Below are 17,604 nucleotides of genomic sequence, written 5' to 3' on the forward strand. Positions count from 1 at the left end.
GGGAGCTGTCGATCCTACCCAGGCAGGTCAGAGCGAACCAGGGTCGGCGCCCGCGACGCCAGGGATCAGCCGGCGCTGATCAGCGGACTCGGCGAGAGCAGCGTCGCATTGCGCAGATCCCGCAGCCGACGCGCCTTCTCAGCGATCGCGTGGTCCTCATCGGTGATCGGCTGCCAGGAGGTGATGTGACGGGCCGCTCCGGCCCCATCGGGGGCGACCATCACCGGCAGCCCGTAGGCGACCACCTCAGGGTGCTTCTCCCAGCGTGCCCCGGCACGGACCCGCACCAGCACGTGCATGGACTTCGAGCCGGTGAGCACCAGCCGCGCATCGACCTCCACCAGGTCTCCGGTGGTGATCGGGCGGTAGAACCGCACACCTCCGGTGAGGACGGCGGCGACGTCGCAGCCGCTGTACCGCTCGGCGCAGATCTCGGCCGCCAGGTCGATCCACTTCATCACTGCGCCGCCGCGGATCTTCCCGTCCGGGTACTTCTCCTCCGTCTCGGCCAGGAAGCGCAGGGTCAGCTCCTCCGAGGTGCCCATGTCCTCCGGCATGGAGCTGATGGTCTCCTCCACCTGCCGCCGGAAGACCATCCGCTGAGTGGCGTCCACGGAGCGTCGGCGCTCCAGCTCGGAGCTGGGCTCGAAGGGAGGCACGGGCACGGCCTCACCGTCCTCGTCGACGGCGACATAGATCATGTAGCACTCAGTGCACACCAGCCAGCCCTCCTCGGCATGCTGGATGAGCACCCGGGTCTGGATGTGCACGGAGGTGCGCCCGGTGTGCACCACCCGGGCCTGCACGCTGACCGGAGTGTCACGCGGCACTGGCTTGGTGAAATGCATGTTTCCGACGTAGGAGGTCACGCAGGCCGTGCGGGTCCAGGAGGCCGCGCAGGCGTAGGCGGTCTTGTCGATCCAGTCCACGATGACGCCGCCGGCCACGGTGGTCTCCTTGGAGGTCCCCTTGACCTCTCGGAATGTCAGTTCGATCGTGCTGCGCCGCGCCATGCCATGACGCTAGCATCACCGGCGCCACGGCGGGAGGGGACGCCCCGGCATCGGCCTGCGCTGCGCGCCGCCAGCGCCCCCACTCCGAATGTGACCAGAGACCCAGGGACATATATCCTGCTGACCCTGTGGCCGGATCCCCGAACCTGCTTAGGATGGATCCGAGCCAAGACCAGCCCGGCGTCCGTGAGACGCCGCCGAGGCACCAGGCCCTGCGTGGGCACATGCCGCCGGTACGGCACGAGGAAGACCTCAGCTCAGCATCACGACCCCAGCATCGGCCCCTGCCCGCCGACTCTCCGTCCTGAACGCCGACCTGATCACCCTGCCCCCACAGTCCACGCGAGGTATCCATGCACCCGTTCGAGAACCCCTTCCGGCACAGCGCCGAGGCCAAGCGCCACGCGCTGCGCCATTTCCGCGCCGTCCTCTTCGACATGGACGGCGTCGTCACCGACACTGCGGGAGTCCACGCCAACGCCTGGAAGGAGCTCTTCGACACTGCCCTGGGGGAGATCACTGGGGAGCCGCAGCCGGAGTTCACCGACGAGGACTACCTCAACTTTGTCGACGGCCGTCCGCGCGAGGACGGCGTGCGCACCTTCCTGCAGGCCCGCAACGTCTTCGTGCCCGAGGGCGAGCCCGGCGACACGGCCGACCAGCTCACCGTCAACGGCCTGGCCGCCCGCAAGCAAGGCTTCTTCGAAACCGTGCTGGCCCGCGACGGCGTCGAGGTCTTCGAGACCACGGTCGAGCTGGTCCACCAGCTGCGCGAGGACGGGATCCCCACGGCGCTGGTCACCTCCTCGCGCAACGGCCGCGACGTGCTCGAGGTCGCCGGACTGCTCGACGCCTTCTCCGTGATCGTCGACGGCACCGACGCCCTGGAGATGTCCCTGCCCGGCAAGCCGAACCCAGCCATGTTCCTGCAGGCCTCGAAGCTGATGCGCGTGGAGCCCCAGGACTCCATCGTCATCGAGGACGCCGCCTCCGGCGTGCAGGCCGGGCATCGCGGGAACTACGGGATGGTCCTGGGGCTCAACCGCGGGGACGACCCGCACCGGCTGAAGGAGGCCGGGGCCGACGTCGTCGTCACCGACCTGGCCATGATGAATCTGGCCACCCGCACCACCAAGCCCTTCGACCCTGACTGGGTGCTGGCCTACGACGACTTCGACCCCAAGGAGGAGCCCACCAGGGAGGCGCTGTGCACTCTGGCCAACGGCTACTGGGGAACGCGCGGCTCGGTGCCGGGCACTGCCGCCGACGCCACCCACTACCCGGGCACCTACCTCGCAGGAGTCTTCAACCGGCTCGAGACCGACATCATGGGCAGGACGGTGGAGACCGAGCACATGGTCAACGCTCCGGACTGGACCTCCCTGCAGGTCACCCCGGAGGCCGGCAACCTGCTGGTGCCCGGCTCGCCTGAGCTGATCGACTACCGCCAGGAGCTGGACATGCGCCGCGGGCTGCTCACCCGCGTGGCCCGCTACCAGGACCTCCACGGTCGCCGCACCCGGGTGACCACCCGTCAGTTCCAGTCCATGGCCGGCGTGCAGCTGGCCGCACTGGAGATGGAGATCGAGGCGGAGAACTGGTCCGGCAACGTCACTGTGCGCTCGATGATCGACGGCCGGGTCGCCAACCGCAACGTCGCCGCCGACCGCGAGCTCGCCGGCCACCACCTCGACCCGGTGGACTCCCGGGAGATCGACGGCGAGACGGTGCTGTTGGAGACCATGACCAACCAGTCGCAGGTACGCCTCGCCATCGCCACCCGCACCTCGGTGATCTTCGACGGCGGCAGCAGCCCGATGCGTCGGCCGGTCTCCGAGGGCGAGCTCGTCGCCGGACACGACATCTCCGTGAGTTTGGAGGCCGGCCGGCAGATCAAGCTGGAGAAGATCGCCGCCGTCGCGAACTCCCACGACCACGCGATCTCCACTGTGTGGCACTCCGCGGTCAAGCGGGTGCAGCGGGCCTCCTGCTTCCGCACCCTGCTGACGTACCACGAGGAGATGTGGGGCGTGCTGTGGCATCGCTTCGCTGTCTCCATCGGTTCCAGGAGCTCCCGCCAGCAGATGGCGCTGAACCTGCACACGTTCCACGTGCTGCAGACCGCCTTCGGCGCCCGGCGCGACCTCGACGCCGGCGTCGGCGCCCGGGGCCTGCACGGCGAGGGCTACCGGGGCCACCTGTTCTGGGACGAGATGTTCGTCTACCCGATGCTGACGCTGCGCCGCCCGGAGCTGACCCGTGGGCTGCTGATGTACCGCTTCCACCGCCTCGGGGAAGCCCGGGCCATGGCGCGCGCCGAGGGCCATGCCGGAGCGATGTTCCCTTGGCAGGCCGGCTCCGACGGACGCGAGGAGACGCCCACCGAACTGTGGAACCCTCGCTCCCAGATGTGGATGCCGGACAACTCCCACCGGCAGCGGCATGTCTCCCTGGCGATCGCCTATTCGGTGCTGCAGTACTTCGAGACCACGCAGGACTACACGTTCCTGGCCGACAACGGCGCGGAGATGCTGGTGGAGATCAGCCGCTTCTTCGTCTCGCTGACCTCCTACGACGCCGAGGCGGACCGGTACGACATCGACGGTGTCATGGGCCCTGACGAGTACCACGACGGCTACCCGGACTCCCCGGGCTCGGGCCTGCGGAACAACGCCTACACCAACGTGCTGACCTCCTGGATGCTGCGGCATACCGCCCGCCTGGTCCGCGAGCTCGACTCCCGGGACGACCCGCTGTCCGAATGGTTGGACATCTTCGAGGACGAGCTGGACCACTGGGAGCACATCTCCCGGCGGATGCGCGTGCCGTTCCACCAGGACGGGGTCATCAGCCAGTTCGACGGCTACGAGGACCTGCTGGAGTTCGATTGGGAGGGCTACAAGGCCAAGTACGGCAACATCGGCCGGCTGGACCTGATCCTGCAGGCCGAAGGCGATGCGACCAATCGGTACAAGCTCTCCAAACAGGCCGACGTGCTGATGCTGTGCTACCTCTTCTCCTCCGAGGAGCTCATGGACATCATGGGGCACATGGGCTACGAGGTGCCGATCGAGGACTTCGGCAAGACCATCGAGTACTACCTGGCCCGCTCATCCCACGGCTCGACGCTCTCCCGCCTGGTGCATGGCTGGGTGGCCGCACGCTTCGACCGCTCCGGTTCCTGGAACCTGTTCAAGGAGGCGCTGGAGGCCGACCTGTCCGACACCCAGGGTGGCACCACCCGCGAGGGCATCCACCTGGGGGCGATGGCCGGAACCGTGGACATGGTGCTGCGCTGCTACGCCGGCGTCGAGACCCGTGCCGACGCTCTGTGGCTCCACCCGCTGCTTCCCGACGAGCTGCCGGAGGCCACCTTCCGGATGCGGTACCGCAATCAGCCCATCGTGGTGCACATGGACCACGAGAACGTCACCCTGACGCTGTCCGGGGGCTCGGCCGAGCCGATCGACGTCAACGTGGAGGGCAAGCGCAAGCAGCTCAGCCCCGGTGAGGTGTGGACCGTGCCCCTGGAGCACCAGGCCCGGGTCTACGCGAAGACCTGAGTCTCAGCCGGCCCCGAGGTTCAGCGTCATGAAGACGCTGTGCGGGTCCTCGGTGTAGTCCCCGAAGGGCGGGCATTCGGCGAAGCCGTGCCGAGCGTAGAGGCGGCGGGCGGGGGCGAAGTGGTCCTCCGTGCCGGTCTCCAGGCTCAGCCGGCGGATCCCCCGCGCCCGGGCCTCGGTGATGAGGTGCTCCAGCATGGCGGTGGCCACCCCGCGGCCCCGGGCGACGACGGCGGTGCGCATCGCCTTGATCTCGGCCTCCCCGGACTCATGCCCGGCGAGCGCGCCGCAGCCGAGCAGCTCGCCCTGGTCCCAGGCGGTCCAGAACGTCACGCCCGCGGTGCGCAGGCCCTCCACCCCGAGGGCGTGCACGCTCTCGGGCGGGGAGGTCTCGTGCATCTCGCGCAGGTGCTCGGCGATCAGGGACTGGACCTCCGGCGCGCTGAGGTCATCGGTGCGGATCTGCATGGCACCAGTGTGCGCCGTCGAGGGTTTCACGCGCGTTTCACAGGTGCCGCGCTCCTTCTCCGTCCGTCCATGATCCACCAGAATTGACAACTAGCTAGATTATCTAGTCAAATAGGCGGCATGGAGGAGCCATGACCCAGCCGCCCGCCCCCAGCGGGCCCCGGACCGAGGTGCTGCGCACCCTCGAGGCCGTGCAGGTGCTCAGCGACTCTATGGAGCGCATGCACAACACCCTCAAGGGCCCCATGGAGATGAATCCCTCAGACGTGGCCGCGTTGCGGATGCTGGTGATCCGCGAGCGTCAGGGGCAGCCGGTCACGCCTCAGGACATCGCGCGCCACCTGCAGATCTCCACGGCCTCGGCCACCGTGCTGGTCGATCGGCTGGTGGACGCCGGCCACGCGCGGCGGCGCCCCCACCCCCGTGACCGTCGCTCGCGTGTCGTGGAACTCACCGACCTGGCTCGCCGCTCCTTCCAGCACCACTTCGGCGCACGACTGGCCGCCATGCGAGAGGTCATCGACGCTCGCGACGACGAGGAGCTCCAGCTCATCGCCGAGTTCCTCACCGCACTGGCGGACTCGATGGTCGTCTCGCTGCCGGAAGCCACCACAGCCCCACCGCAGGAGGACTCATGACGGGACACCCCACGGACACCGCCACACGCCGGCCAGGCCTGGCCGCCCAGCTCCTCGCACTTCTGGTGCTCCTCGCCATCCCGGTGGGAGTGGGGTTCCTGGGCAGCGCCCTGACCTCCGAGCAGGTCGACGGCTGGTACGCCCAGGCCGACGTCGCCCCATGGAACCCTCCGAACTGGGTCTTCGGACCCGTGTGGACGGTGCTCTACCTGATGATGGGACTCGCAGCCTGGCTGGTATGGCGGGAACGTGCCGCCCCCGGACGCTCCCGCGCCCTGGGCCTCTTCGCAGTCCAGCTGGTGCTCAACGGCCTGTGGACCCCGATCTTCTTCGGCGCATACCCGCTCTGGGGCTCCGCGGCGCTGTGGCTGGCCTTCGCCGTCATCGTGGCGATGATCGCCGCCGTCGGGCTGACAGTGCAGGCGTTCCGCCGCGTGCGCGGCCTGACCTCCGTGCTGCTGCTGCCGTATCTGGCGTGGATCCTCTACGCGTCCACGCTGAACCTCTACATCGCGGTCATGAACTGACCCCTCTTCCCTCTCCATCCCGACCTTCCCCACACAGAACAGGGCCTTCGATGCTGCACGCCGCCGATCCCTCCCGCCTCTCCCACCGTTCCCGCTGGGGTCGACGCCTGCTCCTGCCGGTGGTCCTCGTCCTGGCCTGGCTGGCCTGGACCGGTGCCGGCGGTCCCACGTTCGGGGCGATCGCCGAGGTCACCACCGATGACCAGGCCACCTTCCTCCCGGCCGATGCCGAGTCCACCAGAGCCGCTGAGCTGCGGGAGCAGTTCGCCGACTCCGATGCGGTGCCGGCCACGGTCATCGCAGAGCACGACGGCGGCACCTCCGGTTCGCTGGACGAGGCCGCCATGGGCGAGGCCGCTCAGTTGGTGTCCACCCTCGAGGGGTTGGACGGGGTGACCGACGTCATCGGGCCGGTGCCTGCGGAGGACTCCGGCGCGGTGCAGCTGATCGTACTGCTGGCCGAGGACGCCGTCGACGACGGCGCCGTGGACGCTCTGCGCGCCACCGTCGCCGGGGAGCTGGACGAGGCGGCGTGGTCAGCCCATGTCACGGGGCCGGCGGCGCTGTCCACCGATCTCTCCGAGGCCTTCGCCGGCATCGATGGGATGCTCCTGCTGGTGGCGGTGGTCGCGGTGTTCCTGATCCTGATCGTGGTCTACCGCTCACCGTTCCTCCCGCTGCTGGTGCTGCTCTCCTCAGTGGGGGCGCTGTGCGCGGCGATCACCGTGATCTACCTGATGGCTCGACTGGAGTGGATCCAGCTCAACGGCCAGGTGCAGGGGATCCTGTCGATCCTGGTGATCGGTGCGGCCACGGACTACTCGCTGCTGCTGGTGGCCCGCTACCGGGAGGAGCTGCTGCGTGCGGCTGACCGGCACGCCGCCCTGTGGACCGCGCTGAAGCGCTCCACTCCACCGATTTTGGCCTCCGGAGGCACGGTGGCCGTCGCGCTGATGTGCCTGCTCTTCTCGGATCTGAACTCCAACCGCGCGCTCGGCCCGGTGGCCGCGGCGGGCATCGTCTTCGCCATGGTCGCCACGCTGAGTTTCCTGCCCGCGCTGCTCGCCCTGACCGGCAGACGCGTCTTCTGGCCGCGAGTCCCCCTCCCCGAGGGTCCTCACGCCGACGGCACCGCCGCCGAGCACACCCCCTCCCGGGGGGTGTGGGCCCGGGTGGCCACGTGGGTGGGCGCCCACCCCCGCCCGATCTGGGTGGTCGTCACCCTGGTGCTCCTGGTGGGCGCGGCCGGCGTGACCCAGCTGCGCGCCGACGGCATCGACCAGTCCGAGGTGGTGCTGGGCGAGACGGACACCAAGGCCGGCCAGACCATGCTGGAGAAGCACTTCGACGCGGGCACCGGTGCCCCCACGGAGATCTTCGTCCCGACGGCGGAGGCCGATCAGGCGCTCGAGCTGGTCGCCGGCGTCGAGGGAGTGGCCGAGGCCCACCTGGTGGACGCCGACGGCGCCCCCGCCGGGGATCTCGCGGAGGCTCAGGAGGTGGACGGGCAGGTGGAGATCTCCGCGACCCTGGACTCAGCCGCCGACTCCTCCGCGGCCGAGGCCGCCGTCGTCGCGCTGCGCGACCAGCTGAACGCCCTGGAGGGGGAGGCTTTGGTGGGCGGCACCACCGCCACTCAGCTGGACACCAACACCACGGCTCAGCGGGACCTGATGGTGATCATCCCGATCGTGCTGGTCGCGATCCTGGTGATCCTCATGGTGCTGCTGCGCTCCGTGGTGGCGCCGGTGATCCTGGTGGTCGCCACCGTCTTGTCCTATCTGACCGCACTGGGAGTCTCCGCGCTGGTGTTCAACCACCTGTTCGGCTTCCCCGGAGCGGACCCCACGGTCCCGCTGTTCGGCTTCATGTTCCTGGTGGCCCTCGGCGTCGACTACACCATCTTCCTGATGACCCGTGCTCGCGAGGAGGCTCTGCAGGGAGACTCTCGTGAGGGCCTGCTTCATGCCCTGGTCGTCACCGGCGGGGTGATCACCTCGGCCGGACTGGTGCTCGCGGCGACCTTCGCCGCCCTGGCCGTGCTGCCACTGATGTTCATGGTGCAGCTGGCTTTCCTGGTCGCCCTCGGCGTGCTCATCGACACGTTCGTCGTGCGGACCCTGCTGGTGCCGGCGATCGGCGTGGAGCTGGGCCGACGGATCTGGTGGCCCTCCCGACTGGCTCAGCCGGCGATCGCCCGCAGCACCACGTACAGCACAGAAGGGCCGAGCAGACACCCCACACCCGTGTAGAAGGTGGCGGTCATCGCCCCATAGGGCACCAGCCGCTTGTCGGTGGCGGCCAGCCCACCGGCCACCCCGGAGGTCGTGCCCATCAGCCCGCCGTAGGCCATCGCCGACTTGGGGTTGTTCAGCCCGATGAACGGTGCGATCAACGGCGTGCCGACCATGACCACCACGGCCTTGACCAGCCCGGCCGCCACAGAGAGCGCGATGACGTCCGAGCTGGCGCCCACGGCCGTGCCGGTCACCGGTCCGACGATGTAGGTCGCCGCTCCGGAGCCGATGGTCGCCATGGATTCCGGGTCGGTATAGCCGAAGGCCGCGGCGACAGCGGCCCCGACCGCGAACGAGACGAGCACGCCCAGGATGATGGAGAGCGCCCCGGCCAGTCCTGCACGCTTGATCTCCTGGAGGTCCACGCCATAGGCGGTGGAGACGATGGCGAAATCCCGCAGCATCGCCCCACCCATCAGCCCGAGCCCGCTGAAGATGGCGATGTCGGCCATCCCGGCCTCGCCGCCGGTGACGGAGCCTCCCCACCAGGCCAGCACCAGCCCCAGCATGATCGCGATCGCGCTGCCCTGCAGACGCCCACGGGTCATGGTCTTCGACAGCCAGCCGGAGACCATCATGAGTCCGCCGATGACCACGAAGGCCACCAGAAGGTCGTTGCGCTCGAAGACGGAGACGATCAGATCCATCTCAGACCTCCTGCTTCTCGGCCTCGGTGAGCGGGGGCAATGGCTCGGCCCGCTCCCCGACCCTGGAGAGCACCGGCACCAGGGCCGCACCGGCCGCGAGCGCCCCCAGCCCAGCGAGGATGGCCATCGGACCGCCGGCCAGGGCCTCGACCACGTTCTGGGTGGATGCCATGGCGATGACGATGGGGATGTACATCGCGGACCAGAACAGCACCCCCTGTTCGGAGGCGGGCGGGAACTTGCCGCTGCGCCGCAGCTTGTCGGTGACCAGCACCAGCATGATCATGGCGAAGCCGACTCCGCCGACGTTCGCCTCGACGCCGACGACGACGCCGAGCGCCTCACCGACGAGCATGCCGACCAGCATGCACAGCGCCAGCGCTGCCACTCCATAGAGGACCATGGTCTTCTCCTGTCTCGTGGTTCCGCTTCTGTCCGGTTCCGCATCGAGTGGCCGAGAATCACGGCATCTCAGGCCCCGACACGGCGTGTCGGAGGGAAGATGCCGTCAGGTGTGGCCACTCGATCAGGCGGTGAAGAGCTCCGCGTACCGCTTCCGCAGCTCGGCCTTCTGCACCTTGCCCATCACATTGCGAGGCAGGGCGTCGACGATCTCGACGGCGCGCGGCTGCTTGAACCGCGCCAGATCATCGCTGATCGCGGCGAGGATCCCCTGCGGCTCCGGGGAGCTCCCGGGCTGGGGCACGACGACGGCCACCACAGTCTCCCCGAAGTCAGGGTGGGGCACACCGATCACCGCCGACTCGGCGACTCCGCCGACGGCGTCGATGAGTTCTTCGATCTCCTTGGGGTAGATGTTGTAGCCCCCGGAGATCACCAGGTCCTTGTCCCGGCCCACGATGCACAGGCACCCGTCCTCGTCGATGCGTCCGAGGTCCCCGGTGATGAAGAAGCCGTCCTCGCGGAACTCGGAGGCGGTCTTCTCCGGCATCCGCCAGTATTCGGCGAACACGTTGGGGCCACGGACCTCCACCAGGCCGACCTCTCCGTCCGGGACCTCGGCGCCGGTCTCCCGCTCGGTGATGCGGATCTGGACTCTGGGGAAGGGACGGCCCACGGTGCCGGGCTTGCGGGCGCCGTCGTAGGGGTTGGTCGTGTTCATGCCCGTCTCGGTCATCCCGTAGCGCTCCAGGATGGCGTGACCGGTGGCGGCTTCGAATGCCTCATGGTCCGCGGCCAGCAGCGGCGCCGAGCCGGAGACGAAGAGCCGCATCGCGGCGCAGGTCTGGGGAGTGAGCCGGTCCGACTTCAGCAGCCGGGTATAGAAGGTCGGGACCCCCATCAGCACCGTAGAGGTGGGCATCAGGTCAAGGATCGCCTCGGCGTCGAACGTCGGCAGCCAGTGCATGGAGGCTCCCGCCACCAGCGTCATGTTGGCGGCCACGAAGAGCCCATGGATGTGGAAGATCGGCAGAGCATGGATGAGCCTGTCCTGATCGGTGTACCGCCACGCCTCGAGCAGCGCCTGGCAGTTGGAGGCCAGGTTGCCGTGGGTCAGCACCGCACCCTTGGAGCGGCCCGTGGTGCCTGAGGTGTAGAGGATCGAGGCGGGCGTGTCGGCGTCAGGATGGAAGGACTCATCAGCGGTGGTCTCCGAGGAGAGCAGCGTGCCCTCCCCGCCCGTGCCGAGGGTCTCGATCACCAGGGCGACCTCCCCCGCACGATCTCCCCCGCCGGTCCGGGCGGCATGCTCCTGCTGGCGCTCCGGGGAGCAGACCAGCACACGGGGCTCGGCGTCACCGAGGAAGTAGTCCATCTCCTTGCCGGTGTAGGCGGTGTTCAGCGGCAGGAAGATCCCGCCGACGCGCAGGACGGCCAGGTACAGGGCCAGCGCTTCCGGAGACTTCTCCACCTGGGCGGCGACCCGGTCACCGGGCTCGACGCCGCCAGCAAGCAGCCGGGCGGCGATGCGCCGCACCGTGTGCTCGGTCTCCGCATAGGTGAGGGCGCCGCCGTCGGGCAGATGGAAGAGCACCTTGTCCGGCTGGCGGGCCGCCTGGGCCTCGAAGGAGCGGTGGATCGGGGTGAAGGCGTCGGCCATGGAGGCAGGTCCTCTCGGATCGTCAGGGCGGGTGGCGTCGGGTCGAGTCGAGTCGGAGCGGGTGGCGTCGGCGAGCTCGGCGAGCGGACCGTCCACCGCCACACGACGGTGGCGCACGAAGTCCTCGTGGCGCCGCTCCAGCTCATCGGGCTCATAGCGGTAGGTGATCATCGCCCCGTAGGACTGGGCGAGGGCGGCGGCCGAATCGTGGGCGGGCCAATGCAGCTGCCAGGCCGCCGCACCGTTGCCCAGGTGGAACCGGGCCACCGGGTCCACCGGTCTGCCGTCCGCACGACGCTCCTCGGTGATGTACCGAGTCAGGGCCGGCAGCAGCCGCTCGCGCAGTGCGGCCTCTGCGCCGTCCTCGCCCGAGACCTCCGCAAGCGGGCTCTCCTCGACGGCCGCGGCCAGATCGATGGCCAGCTTCAGCAGCTCCGGATCGTCCTGGGACTCCAGCCAGCGGCGGAACCCCGGGATCGGCGAGAGCGTCACGAACTGCTCCAGGTGCGGCAGCTGCTGATTGACCTGTTCGATGACCTGTTTGATGAGGAAGCTGCCGAAGGAGATCCCGGCCAGCCCCTCCAGCGCATTGTTGATCGAGTACAGCGCCGCAGTGTCGGCCTTGGCCGGGCTCAGCGCCGGACCGGAGTCCAGCAGCGGCCCCACACGACCAGGGATGCCGTCCACCAGGGCGACCTCCACGAAGATCAGCGGCACCTCCCCGGTGGCGGGGTGGAAGAACGCGTAGCAGCGGCGATCCCGGGGCTGCAGGCGGCGTCGCAGCTCGGCGCGGTCAGCCATCGGGTGGACCTTCTCGAAGCGCAGCAGGTGCTGGTGGAGCTCCTTGGGGGAATCCCAGGTGATCTCCTGCATGCGCAGGAAGCCCCGATTGAACCAGGAGACCAGCAGATGGCGGAAGTCGTGGTCCAGCGGACGCAGCTCGGGGTGCGCGGGCAGCAGTCGGCGCAGATCGGCACGCATGTCCACCAGCGCGCGGGTGGCGTCCGGAGCGTGGTTCATCCGACGCAGCAGCTGCTGCCGGGCCGGTTCGACGACGTCGAACAGTTGGGTCAGCGCCTGCTGGCGGTCCTGCCCCACGGCCTGCTCCCACTGCTGATAAGCGGCGCGGACGGCGTCGTCGTCGGCCCCGTGGGCCTCCACCACGTGGGTGAAGAAGACGAGCCGGGCGGCGTCGTCGAGCTGGCGATAGGCCTGCAGCCCACGGGCAGCGACGGCGCGCAGCGAGGCCTCGCCGATGTCGCTCATCAGCACCTCGCAGGCGGCGATGAGCTGTTCCAGCGGTGGAGCCTCGGGTTCGGGGTGAGCGTCGCCGCGGCGGCGTCGCAGGATGCGGAAAAGGTCCGCGAGCAGCCAGCCGTCGTGCCGTGCCATGCCGTTCCTCCCTCGGATGGTCGTGGAGTTGTACATCATCAGCCGTGATGTATATAACAGGGACTATAGGGCATGAACGTGATCCGCGCCACACCCGAGGGTTCGGATAATCTGGACGACGGAGGTGCCATGGTCCGGATCCCCGAATCACAGCGTGTGCGCGATGCCCTGGAGAACGCGATCGTCGAAGGACTCCACCGTCCCGGCGAGCGCCTCGACCCGGCGCGCCTGGAGCAGGAGTTCGGCTGCTCGCGCACACCGGTCCGAGAGGCGCTGCAGGCCCTGGAACGTTCCGGCCTGGTGCAGATCCGCCCCAAGCAAGGCACCTATGTCACCGAGCTGAGCATCTCCGAGCTCGCCGAGCGCTTCGAGGTGATGGCCGAGCTGGAGGGCATGGCCGCGCGGCTCTCCTCGCGACAGATCGAGCTGGAGGCCCTCGTGGCCCTGGATGAGGCCGTCCGGGAATGCGAGAAGCACGCCCTGGCCGGCGACGCCGACGGCTACTACTACGCCAACGCCCGCTTCCACGGGATCGTCTACGACTCCTGCGGCAACGAGTACCTGCGCCAGCAGGCCCATGCCCTCAAACGGGCCCTGCAGCCCTATCGGCGCCTCCAACTGCGCGTCCCGGACCGCATGCGTCGCTCGCTGGCCGAGCATTGGCGCATCGCCGAGGCCGTGCGCGCCGGCGATGCCGAGACCGCGGAGGACGCCGCCCGGGACCATGTCCTGGTGCAGGTCAGAGAGTTCAGCCAGCTGGTGCGTACCTGGCGGCACCTCAGCGCCTCGTCCGAGTGACCAGGAACGACGACGCCCCTCCCCGAACCCAGCCCGACCCACGGAAGGTGTGACGATGTCCGACCGCAGCACCCTCGCCCGCACCCTGAACTCCCTCGACGGACGCGGCTACGCCGGCTACAAGCAGCTGCGCGGCGCCCACGACCTCAGCGCGGACGATCTGGACGCCGATGGCCTGGCCGGCGTCCGGCTGGTGGTGGACCACGTCCAGGTGGATCCCTACGCACCGCCGTCGCTGATGCGCGTGCAGGTGGATCGGAGGACCGCAGCGCTGCCGGAGGATCTCCTCGAGGACGCGCGAGGCCGCACCGCCGTCGCCGACTTCCTCACCCGCCGGATCGCCGAGGCCGCGAAGCGGCTCTCCCCCACCCAGCCTGGCGACGGGTCGATCGGCATCGGCCGGCCCGGACAGCAGGTGATCGAGCGGACCAGCGTGGTGATCGGCGAGCACGACGTCGAGACGCGCCTGCACGTGGCGCTGCCCGCCTCCGGACGGCGCATCCGTGGGCGGGCGGCGGCCCGGCTGCTCACCGAGACCCTGCCGCGGATCGTGGAGTCCACGCTGCGGCATGAGGCTCTCGAGGCCGAGGCCCTGCGGGAGCATGTGACCCTGCACCGGGACCAGCAGCAGCTGCGCCACCAGCTCGCCGAGGCCGGACTGGTGGCCTTCGTCGGCGACGGAGCCGTGCTGCCGCGACGCTCCGGGGACTCCGACCTCCCACTGGCGACCTCCGACGCCGTGCCGTTCCGCTCCCCCGAGTCGCTGCGGGTGAGCTTCACCCTGTCCAGCGGTCGCCAGGTCAGCGGGATGGGTATCCCTGAGGGGATCACCGTGATCATCGGCGGCGGCTACCACGGGAAGTCGACCCTGCTGCGCGCGATCGAGCGGGGCGTGCACCCGCACCTGGGCGGCGACGGACGAGAATGGGTGGTCACCCGGCCCGACACGGTCGCGATCCGGGCAGAGGACGGGCGAGCGGTGACGGGGGTGGACATCTCTCCGTTCATCGGGGCGCTGCCCTCAGGAACCGACACCCGCCGGTTCTCCACCACCAACGCCTCCGGTTCCACCTCGCAGGCCGCCGCCCTGGTCGAGGCGGTCGAGGCGCAGGCCGATGCGCTGCTGATCGATGAGGACACTTCGGCGACGAACTTCATGATCCGCGACGACCGGATGCGCCGGCTCATCCCTGCTGAGCAGGAGCCGATCACCCCGTTCGTGGACCGCATCCGCCCGCTGCATGCGGAGCGGGGCGTGTCCACGATCCTGGTGGCCGGCGGGTCCGGGGCCTTCTTCGACGTCGCGGACCACGTGATCGCGCTGGACTCCTATGTGCCCCGTGACGTCACCGAGCAGGCCCGGGCGCTGGCCGACCCGGGGGCGGGAGCCGCCGAAGGCGCCGTCTTCGCGTCCCCGGCACCGCGCGTGCCGGAGCCGGACTCGCCCCGGGGAGGACGTGAGCCGGGCACCGGAGGCAAGGGCGGGCGCCCGAAGCCGGCGCGAGCACGAGGACGAGCGGTGGTCCAGCAGGGGAAGCAGGACATCGATCTCTCGGCGGTCTCCCAGCTGGTGGACCCCCTGCAGACCTCGGCTCTGGCCCACGCGCTGGACCGGGCGTCCGAGCTGGCCGACGGACGGCGCAGCGTGGCCGAGATCGTCGAGGAGCTGATCCGCCGGATGGACGCTGACGGCCTGGACGCGCTGTCCCCGCATGACGGGCACCCCGGCGCGATGGCGCGGCCGCGGCGCTATGAGTTCCACGCCGCGCTGAACCGGCACCGAAGCCTGCGGCTGGTCTGAGCGTCCTAGCGGCGTTCAGGGCGCGACGACGGCCTTGAGCGCCTGCGGGTCGCGTCCGGCCAGCGTCAGCGCCTCCTCGGTCTCGTCGAGGCGGAATCGATGGGTGATGACCGGACGGACGTCGACGCCGCCGCTGGAGATGAGCTCCAGGGCCGCGGGGTAGCAGTTGGCATACCGGAAGACGCCGCTGATGCTCAGCTCACGGCCCTGCAGTGCGAAGACCTCCAGCGGGAGGGTCTGCGCGCCCATGCCGATCACCACGGCACGTCCGGCGCGCGCCAGGGAGCGCACGCCGGCGGCGAAGGCCGGGGCCGCGCCGGAGCATTCGAAGAGGACGTCATGCTCGCCGGGGATCTCGGCGCCGCCGGGGACGGTCTGGAAGCCGAGATCGTCGGCGATGGCGAGGCGGTGCTCGTTGAGATCCGTGAGTGTGACGCTGCGCGCTCCGAAGGCGCGGGCGGCCTGCGCGGCGAAGAGCCCCACCGGTCCGGCGCCGGTGATCAGCACCCTGTCTCCGACGCTGACCCCGGCCTTGCGGCAGGCCCAGACTCCCACGGAGACGGGCTCGGCCATCGCAGCCTGCTCCGCGTCGAGGTTCTCCGGCGCCGGGTGGGCGAACTGGGCATCGAGGGTGACATATCGGGCGATAGATCCGTCCACCGGTGGAGTGGCGAAGAACTTCACCTCGGGGCACAGGTTGTACCGGCCCTCGCGGCACTCCCCGCAGCCCTTGCAGGGGATCCCGGGCTCCAGCGCGACGAGCTGATCGAGGCGCGCCGAGTCGACGTCGTCGCCGACCCCGACCACCCGACCGGCCGACTCATGCCCGATCACCATGGGGCTGGTGAGCACGAAGTCGCCGATGCGACCGTGCTCGTAGTAGTGGACGTCCGAGCCGCAGATCCCGACGGCGCCGATCTCCACCAGCACCTCGTGGGGCGCCGGACACGGGACGGCGCGCTCCTCGATCCGCACGTCATGGACGCCGTGCAGGACGGCGGCGGGATTCCGCCCCTCCGGGATGCTCTGCGGGGAGGATGGCGTGGCGAGGGGCATGGACATGGTGGAACTCCGTTCGTCGGGCGGCGCGCCCCGGGCGAAGGGCGAGGCAGGTGATCCCATCCTACGACCCTTAATGACGCACCGTAATACTTAATATGCGCCTGGCCCCAGAACCGGTCAGCAGAGACGCTTCACCCTGGACCTCGACGACCCGATCATGTTTAGGGTGAGACGTCACGCGCACTCCGGTGAGGCGCGGACGCAGGCCCAGCCTGCGGCCGCGGGTCCACCCTGACGCGACACGATGCAAGGAGGATGATCTGCCGTGCAGCTCACCCCGATCAAGCACCTGTTCGATCACGACGCACCCTTCAGCACCGTCTACCTGGAGAGCCGCTCCCCCGCCGAGGACGCCGAGCATCAGCTTCGGCTGCGCTGGGACGACCTGCGGGGACGCCTGGAGGAGGACGGCGCTCCTGTCGACTCTCTGGAGGCGCTGGACTCAGCGATCCTCGCCGGCGGCGAGAACCTCACCCAGGTCCATGCCGAAGGACGGGTGCTGGTCGCCGACGCCGGATCCGTCCTGTTCGACGAACCCTGGGACGCCACCCTCGGCCGGGGCGACTCGGCGCACGTCGGCCCATCCCCCGCCCTGGGCGACTACGTCCGCGAACGCGCCGGGTCGTCCCTGCTGCTGGTCGCGGTCGCGGACCAGGAAGGGGCCGTGCTGCGTCGAGTGACCGTGGCGGAGGGCCTGAGCGCCGAGCCCGAGGCCGAGAAGGAGGTCGAGGGTGCTGGCGACGGCTCGGTCCACAAGCCGCGTGAGGGCGCGCTCTCCCACCGGCAGATCCAGCGTCGGGCCGACGAGGTCGTCAAGCAGAACGCCCGCAGCGTCGCCGAGCATGTGGAGCGCCTGGCGACACGGTGGCGCCCGGACGCCCTGGTCCTCGCCGGGGAGATCCAGGGCCGCACCGCGCTGGCCGAGGAGCTTCCGGCTTCATTGGAAGAGATCGCGCACGTCGCCGAGCGCGGAGGCATCGGAGACGACGCCGCCGAGGAGGCCCTGAGCGAGGACCTTCGGCTCATCACCCGGCGGCTCTCCGCGGGCCGGGCCCAGGACCAGACATCCCGCTTCGAGCAGGCCCGGGCGGAGAACCGCGTGGCGGAGGGCACCGAGGCCGTCCGCCTCTCCGCGCAGATGGGCGGGGTGGACACCTTGATGCTGCAGGCCGAGCGACCCGCGCGGGAGGAGGACGAGCTGATCGCCGCGGCGGCCCGCGTCGACGCGGACGTCGCAGTAACTCAGACCGAGCTGCCCGATGGTGCGGCGGCGATCCTGCGCTTCGAGGCACCTGCCGAGGTCGCCCGGGCCTGATCGCCCCGGCCGCGGGTGACT

Annotated in this window: 13 protein-coding genes; 7 read left to right on the top strand and 6 right to left on the bottom strand. The window is 69.8% G+C overall.

Annotation, left to right across the window (positions count from 1 at the left end; all coding sequences use genetic code 11):
- Positions 1-65 precede the first annotated feature (65 nt).
- Entirely contained in the window at positions 66-1,013 is a 948-nt protein-coding gene (locus ODE13_RS06220; RefSeq protein ID WP_322478481.1) for an acyl-CoA thioesterase, read from the bottom strand.
- Between the two features lie 353 nt (positions 1,014-1,366).
- Between ODE13_RS06220 and ODE13_RS06225 the strand changes: the two genes are divergently transcribed.
- Positions 1,367-4,576, top strand: a complete 3,210-nt coding sequence (locus ODE13_RS06225) for a beta-phosphoglucomutase family hydrolase (protein WP_322478482.1) — start codon at positions 1,367-1,369, stop codon at positions 4,574-4,576.
- A 3-nt stretch (positions 4,577-4,579) separates the two neighbouring features.
- On the opposite strand, the gene ODE13_RS06230 is transcribed toward ODE13_RS06225, so the two are convergent.
- A complete protein-coding gene (locus tag ODE13_RS06230; protein WP_322478483.1) occupies positions 4,580-5,044 on the bottom strand; it encodes a GNAT family N-acetyltransferase in 465 nt (154 codons plus the stop codon).
- A 131-nt stretch (positions 5,045-5,175) separates the two neighbouring features.
- Here ODE13_RS06230 and ODE13_RS06235 point away from each other — a divergent pair, with 131 nt between their 5' ends.
- Genes ODE13_RS06235 through ODE13_RS06245 form a run of 3 tightly spaced genes read left to right on the top strand, consistent with a single transcriptional unit; the run spans position 5,176 to position 8,461 of the window.
- Positions 5,176-5,682, top strand: a complete 507-nt coding sequence (locus tag ODE13_RS06235; RefSeq protein ID WP_322478484.1) for a MarR family winged helix-turn-helix transcriptional regulator — start codon at positions 5,176-5,178, stop codon at positions 5,680-5,682.
- The gene (locus tag ODE13_RS06240) at positions 5,679-6,209 is read left to right on the top strand and encodes a TspO/MBR family protein (RefSeq protein WP_322478485.1); all 531 of its coding nucleotides are present in this window, start codon (positions 5,679-5,681) and stop codon (positions 6,207-6,209) included. Before ODE13_RS06235 ends, ODE13_RS06240 begins: the two co-directional genes overlap by 4 nt.
- Before the next feature lie 50 nt (positions 6,210-6,259).
- Positions 6,260-8,461 carry an MMPL family transporter gene (locus ODE13_RS06245; RefSeq protein ID WP_322478486.1) on the top strand — a complete coding sequence of 734 codons (2,202 nt, stop codon included), beginning with the start codon at positions 6,260-6,262 and terminating at the stop codon, positions 8,459-8,461.
- Here ODE13_RS06245 and madM read toward each other — a convergent pair.
- The 3 genes from madM to ODE13_RS06260 all read right to left on the bottom strand — a co-directional run bounded on the left by madM (position 8,392) and on the right by ODE13_RS06260 (position 12,607).
- Entirely contained in the window at positions 8,392-9,153 is a 762-nt protein-coding gene (madM, locus tag ODE13_RS06250) for a malonate transporter subunit MadM (RefSeq protein WP_179541228.1), read from the bottom strand. The two genes, ODE13_RS06245 and madM, sit on opposite strands and share 70 nt — an antisense overlap.
- A 1-nt stretch (position 9,154) precedes the next feature.
- On the bottom strand, positions 9,155-9,556 hold the full coding sequence (gene madL / locus ODE13_RS06255; RefSeq protein ID WP_179541229.1) for a malonate transporter subunit MadL: 402 nt from the start codon (positions 9,554-9,556) through the stop codon (positions 9,155-9,157).
- A 123-nt stretch (positions 9,557-9,679) separates the two neighbouring features.
- On the bottom strand, positions 9,680-12,607 hold the full coding sequence (locus ODE13_RS06260) for an AMP-binding protein (RefSeq protein WP_322478487.1): 2,928 nt from the start codon (positions 12,605-12,607) through the stop codon (positions 9,680-9,682).
- Between the two features lie 72 nt (positions 12,608-12,679).
- Between ODE13_RS06260 and ODE13_RS06265 the strand changes: the two genes are divergently transcribed.
- Positions 12,680-13,405, top strand: coding sequence for a GntR family transcriptional regulator (locus tag ODE13_RS06265; RefSeq protein ID WP_322478488.1), 726 nt, complete (start codon positions 12,680-12,682; stop codon positions 13,403-13,405).
- 55 nt (positions 13,406-13,460) lie between these two features.
- A complete protein-coding gene (locus ODE13_RS06270) occupies positions 13,461-15,206 on the top strand; it encodes an ABC-ATPase domain-containing protein (RefSeq protein WP_322478489.1) in 1,746 nt (581 codons plus the stop codon).
- Positions 15,207-15,221: 15 nt separating this feature from the next.
- Here ODE13_RS06270 and ODE13_RS06275 read toward each other — a convergent pair whose 3' ends face one another.
- Positions 15,222-16,268 carry an NAD(P)-dependent alcohol dehydrogenase gene (locus ODE13_RS06275; protein ID WP_322478490.1) on the bottom strand — a complete coding sequence of 349 codons (1,047 nt, stop codon included), beginning with the start codon at positions 16,266-16,268 and terminating at the stop codon, positions 15,222-15,224.
- Positions 16,269-16,533: 265 nt separating this feature from the next.
- Here ODE13_RS06275 and ODE13_RS06280 point away from each other — a divergent pair, with 265 nt between their 5' ends.
- Entirely contained in the window at positions 16,534-17,583 is a 1,050-nt protein-coding gene (locus tag ODE13_RS06280; RefSeq protein ID WP_322478491.1) for a hypothetical protein, read from the top strand.
- Positions 17,584-17,604 lie beyond the last annotated feature (21 nt).

Origin of the sequence: Nesterenkonia sp. HG001 (assembly GCF_034438835.1) — a bacterium.
Lineage (GTDB): Bacteria > Actinomycetota > Actinomycetes > Actinomycetales > Micrococcaceae > Nesterenkonia > Nesterenkonia xinjiangensis.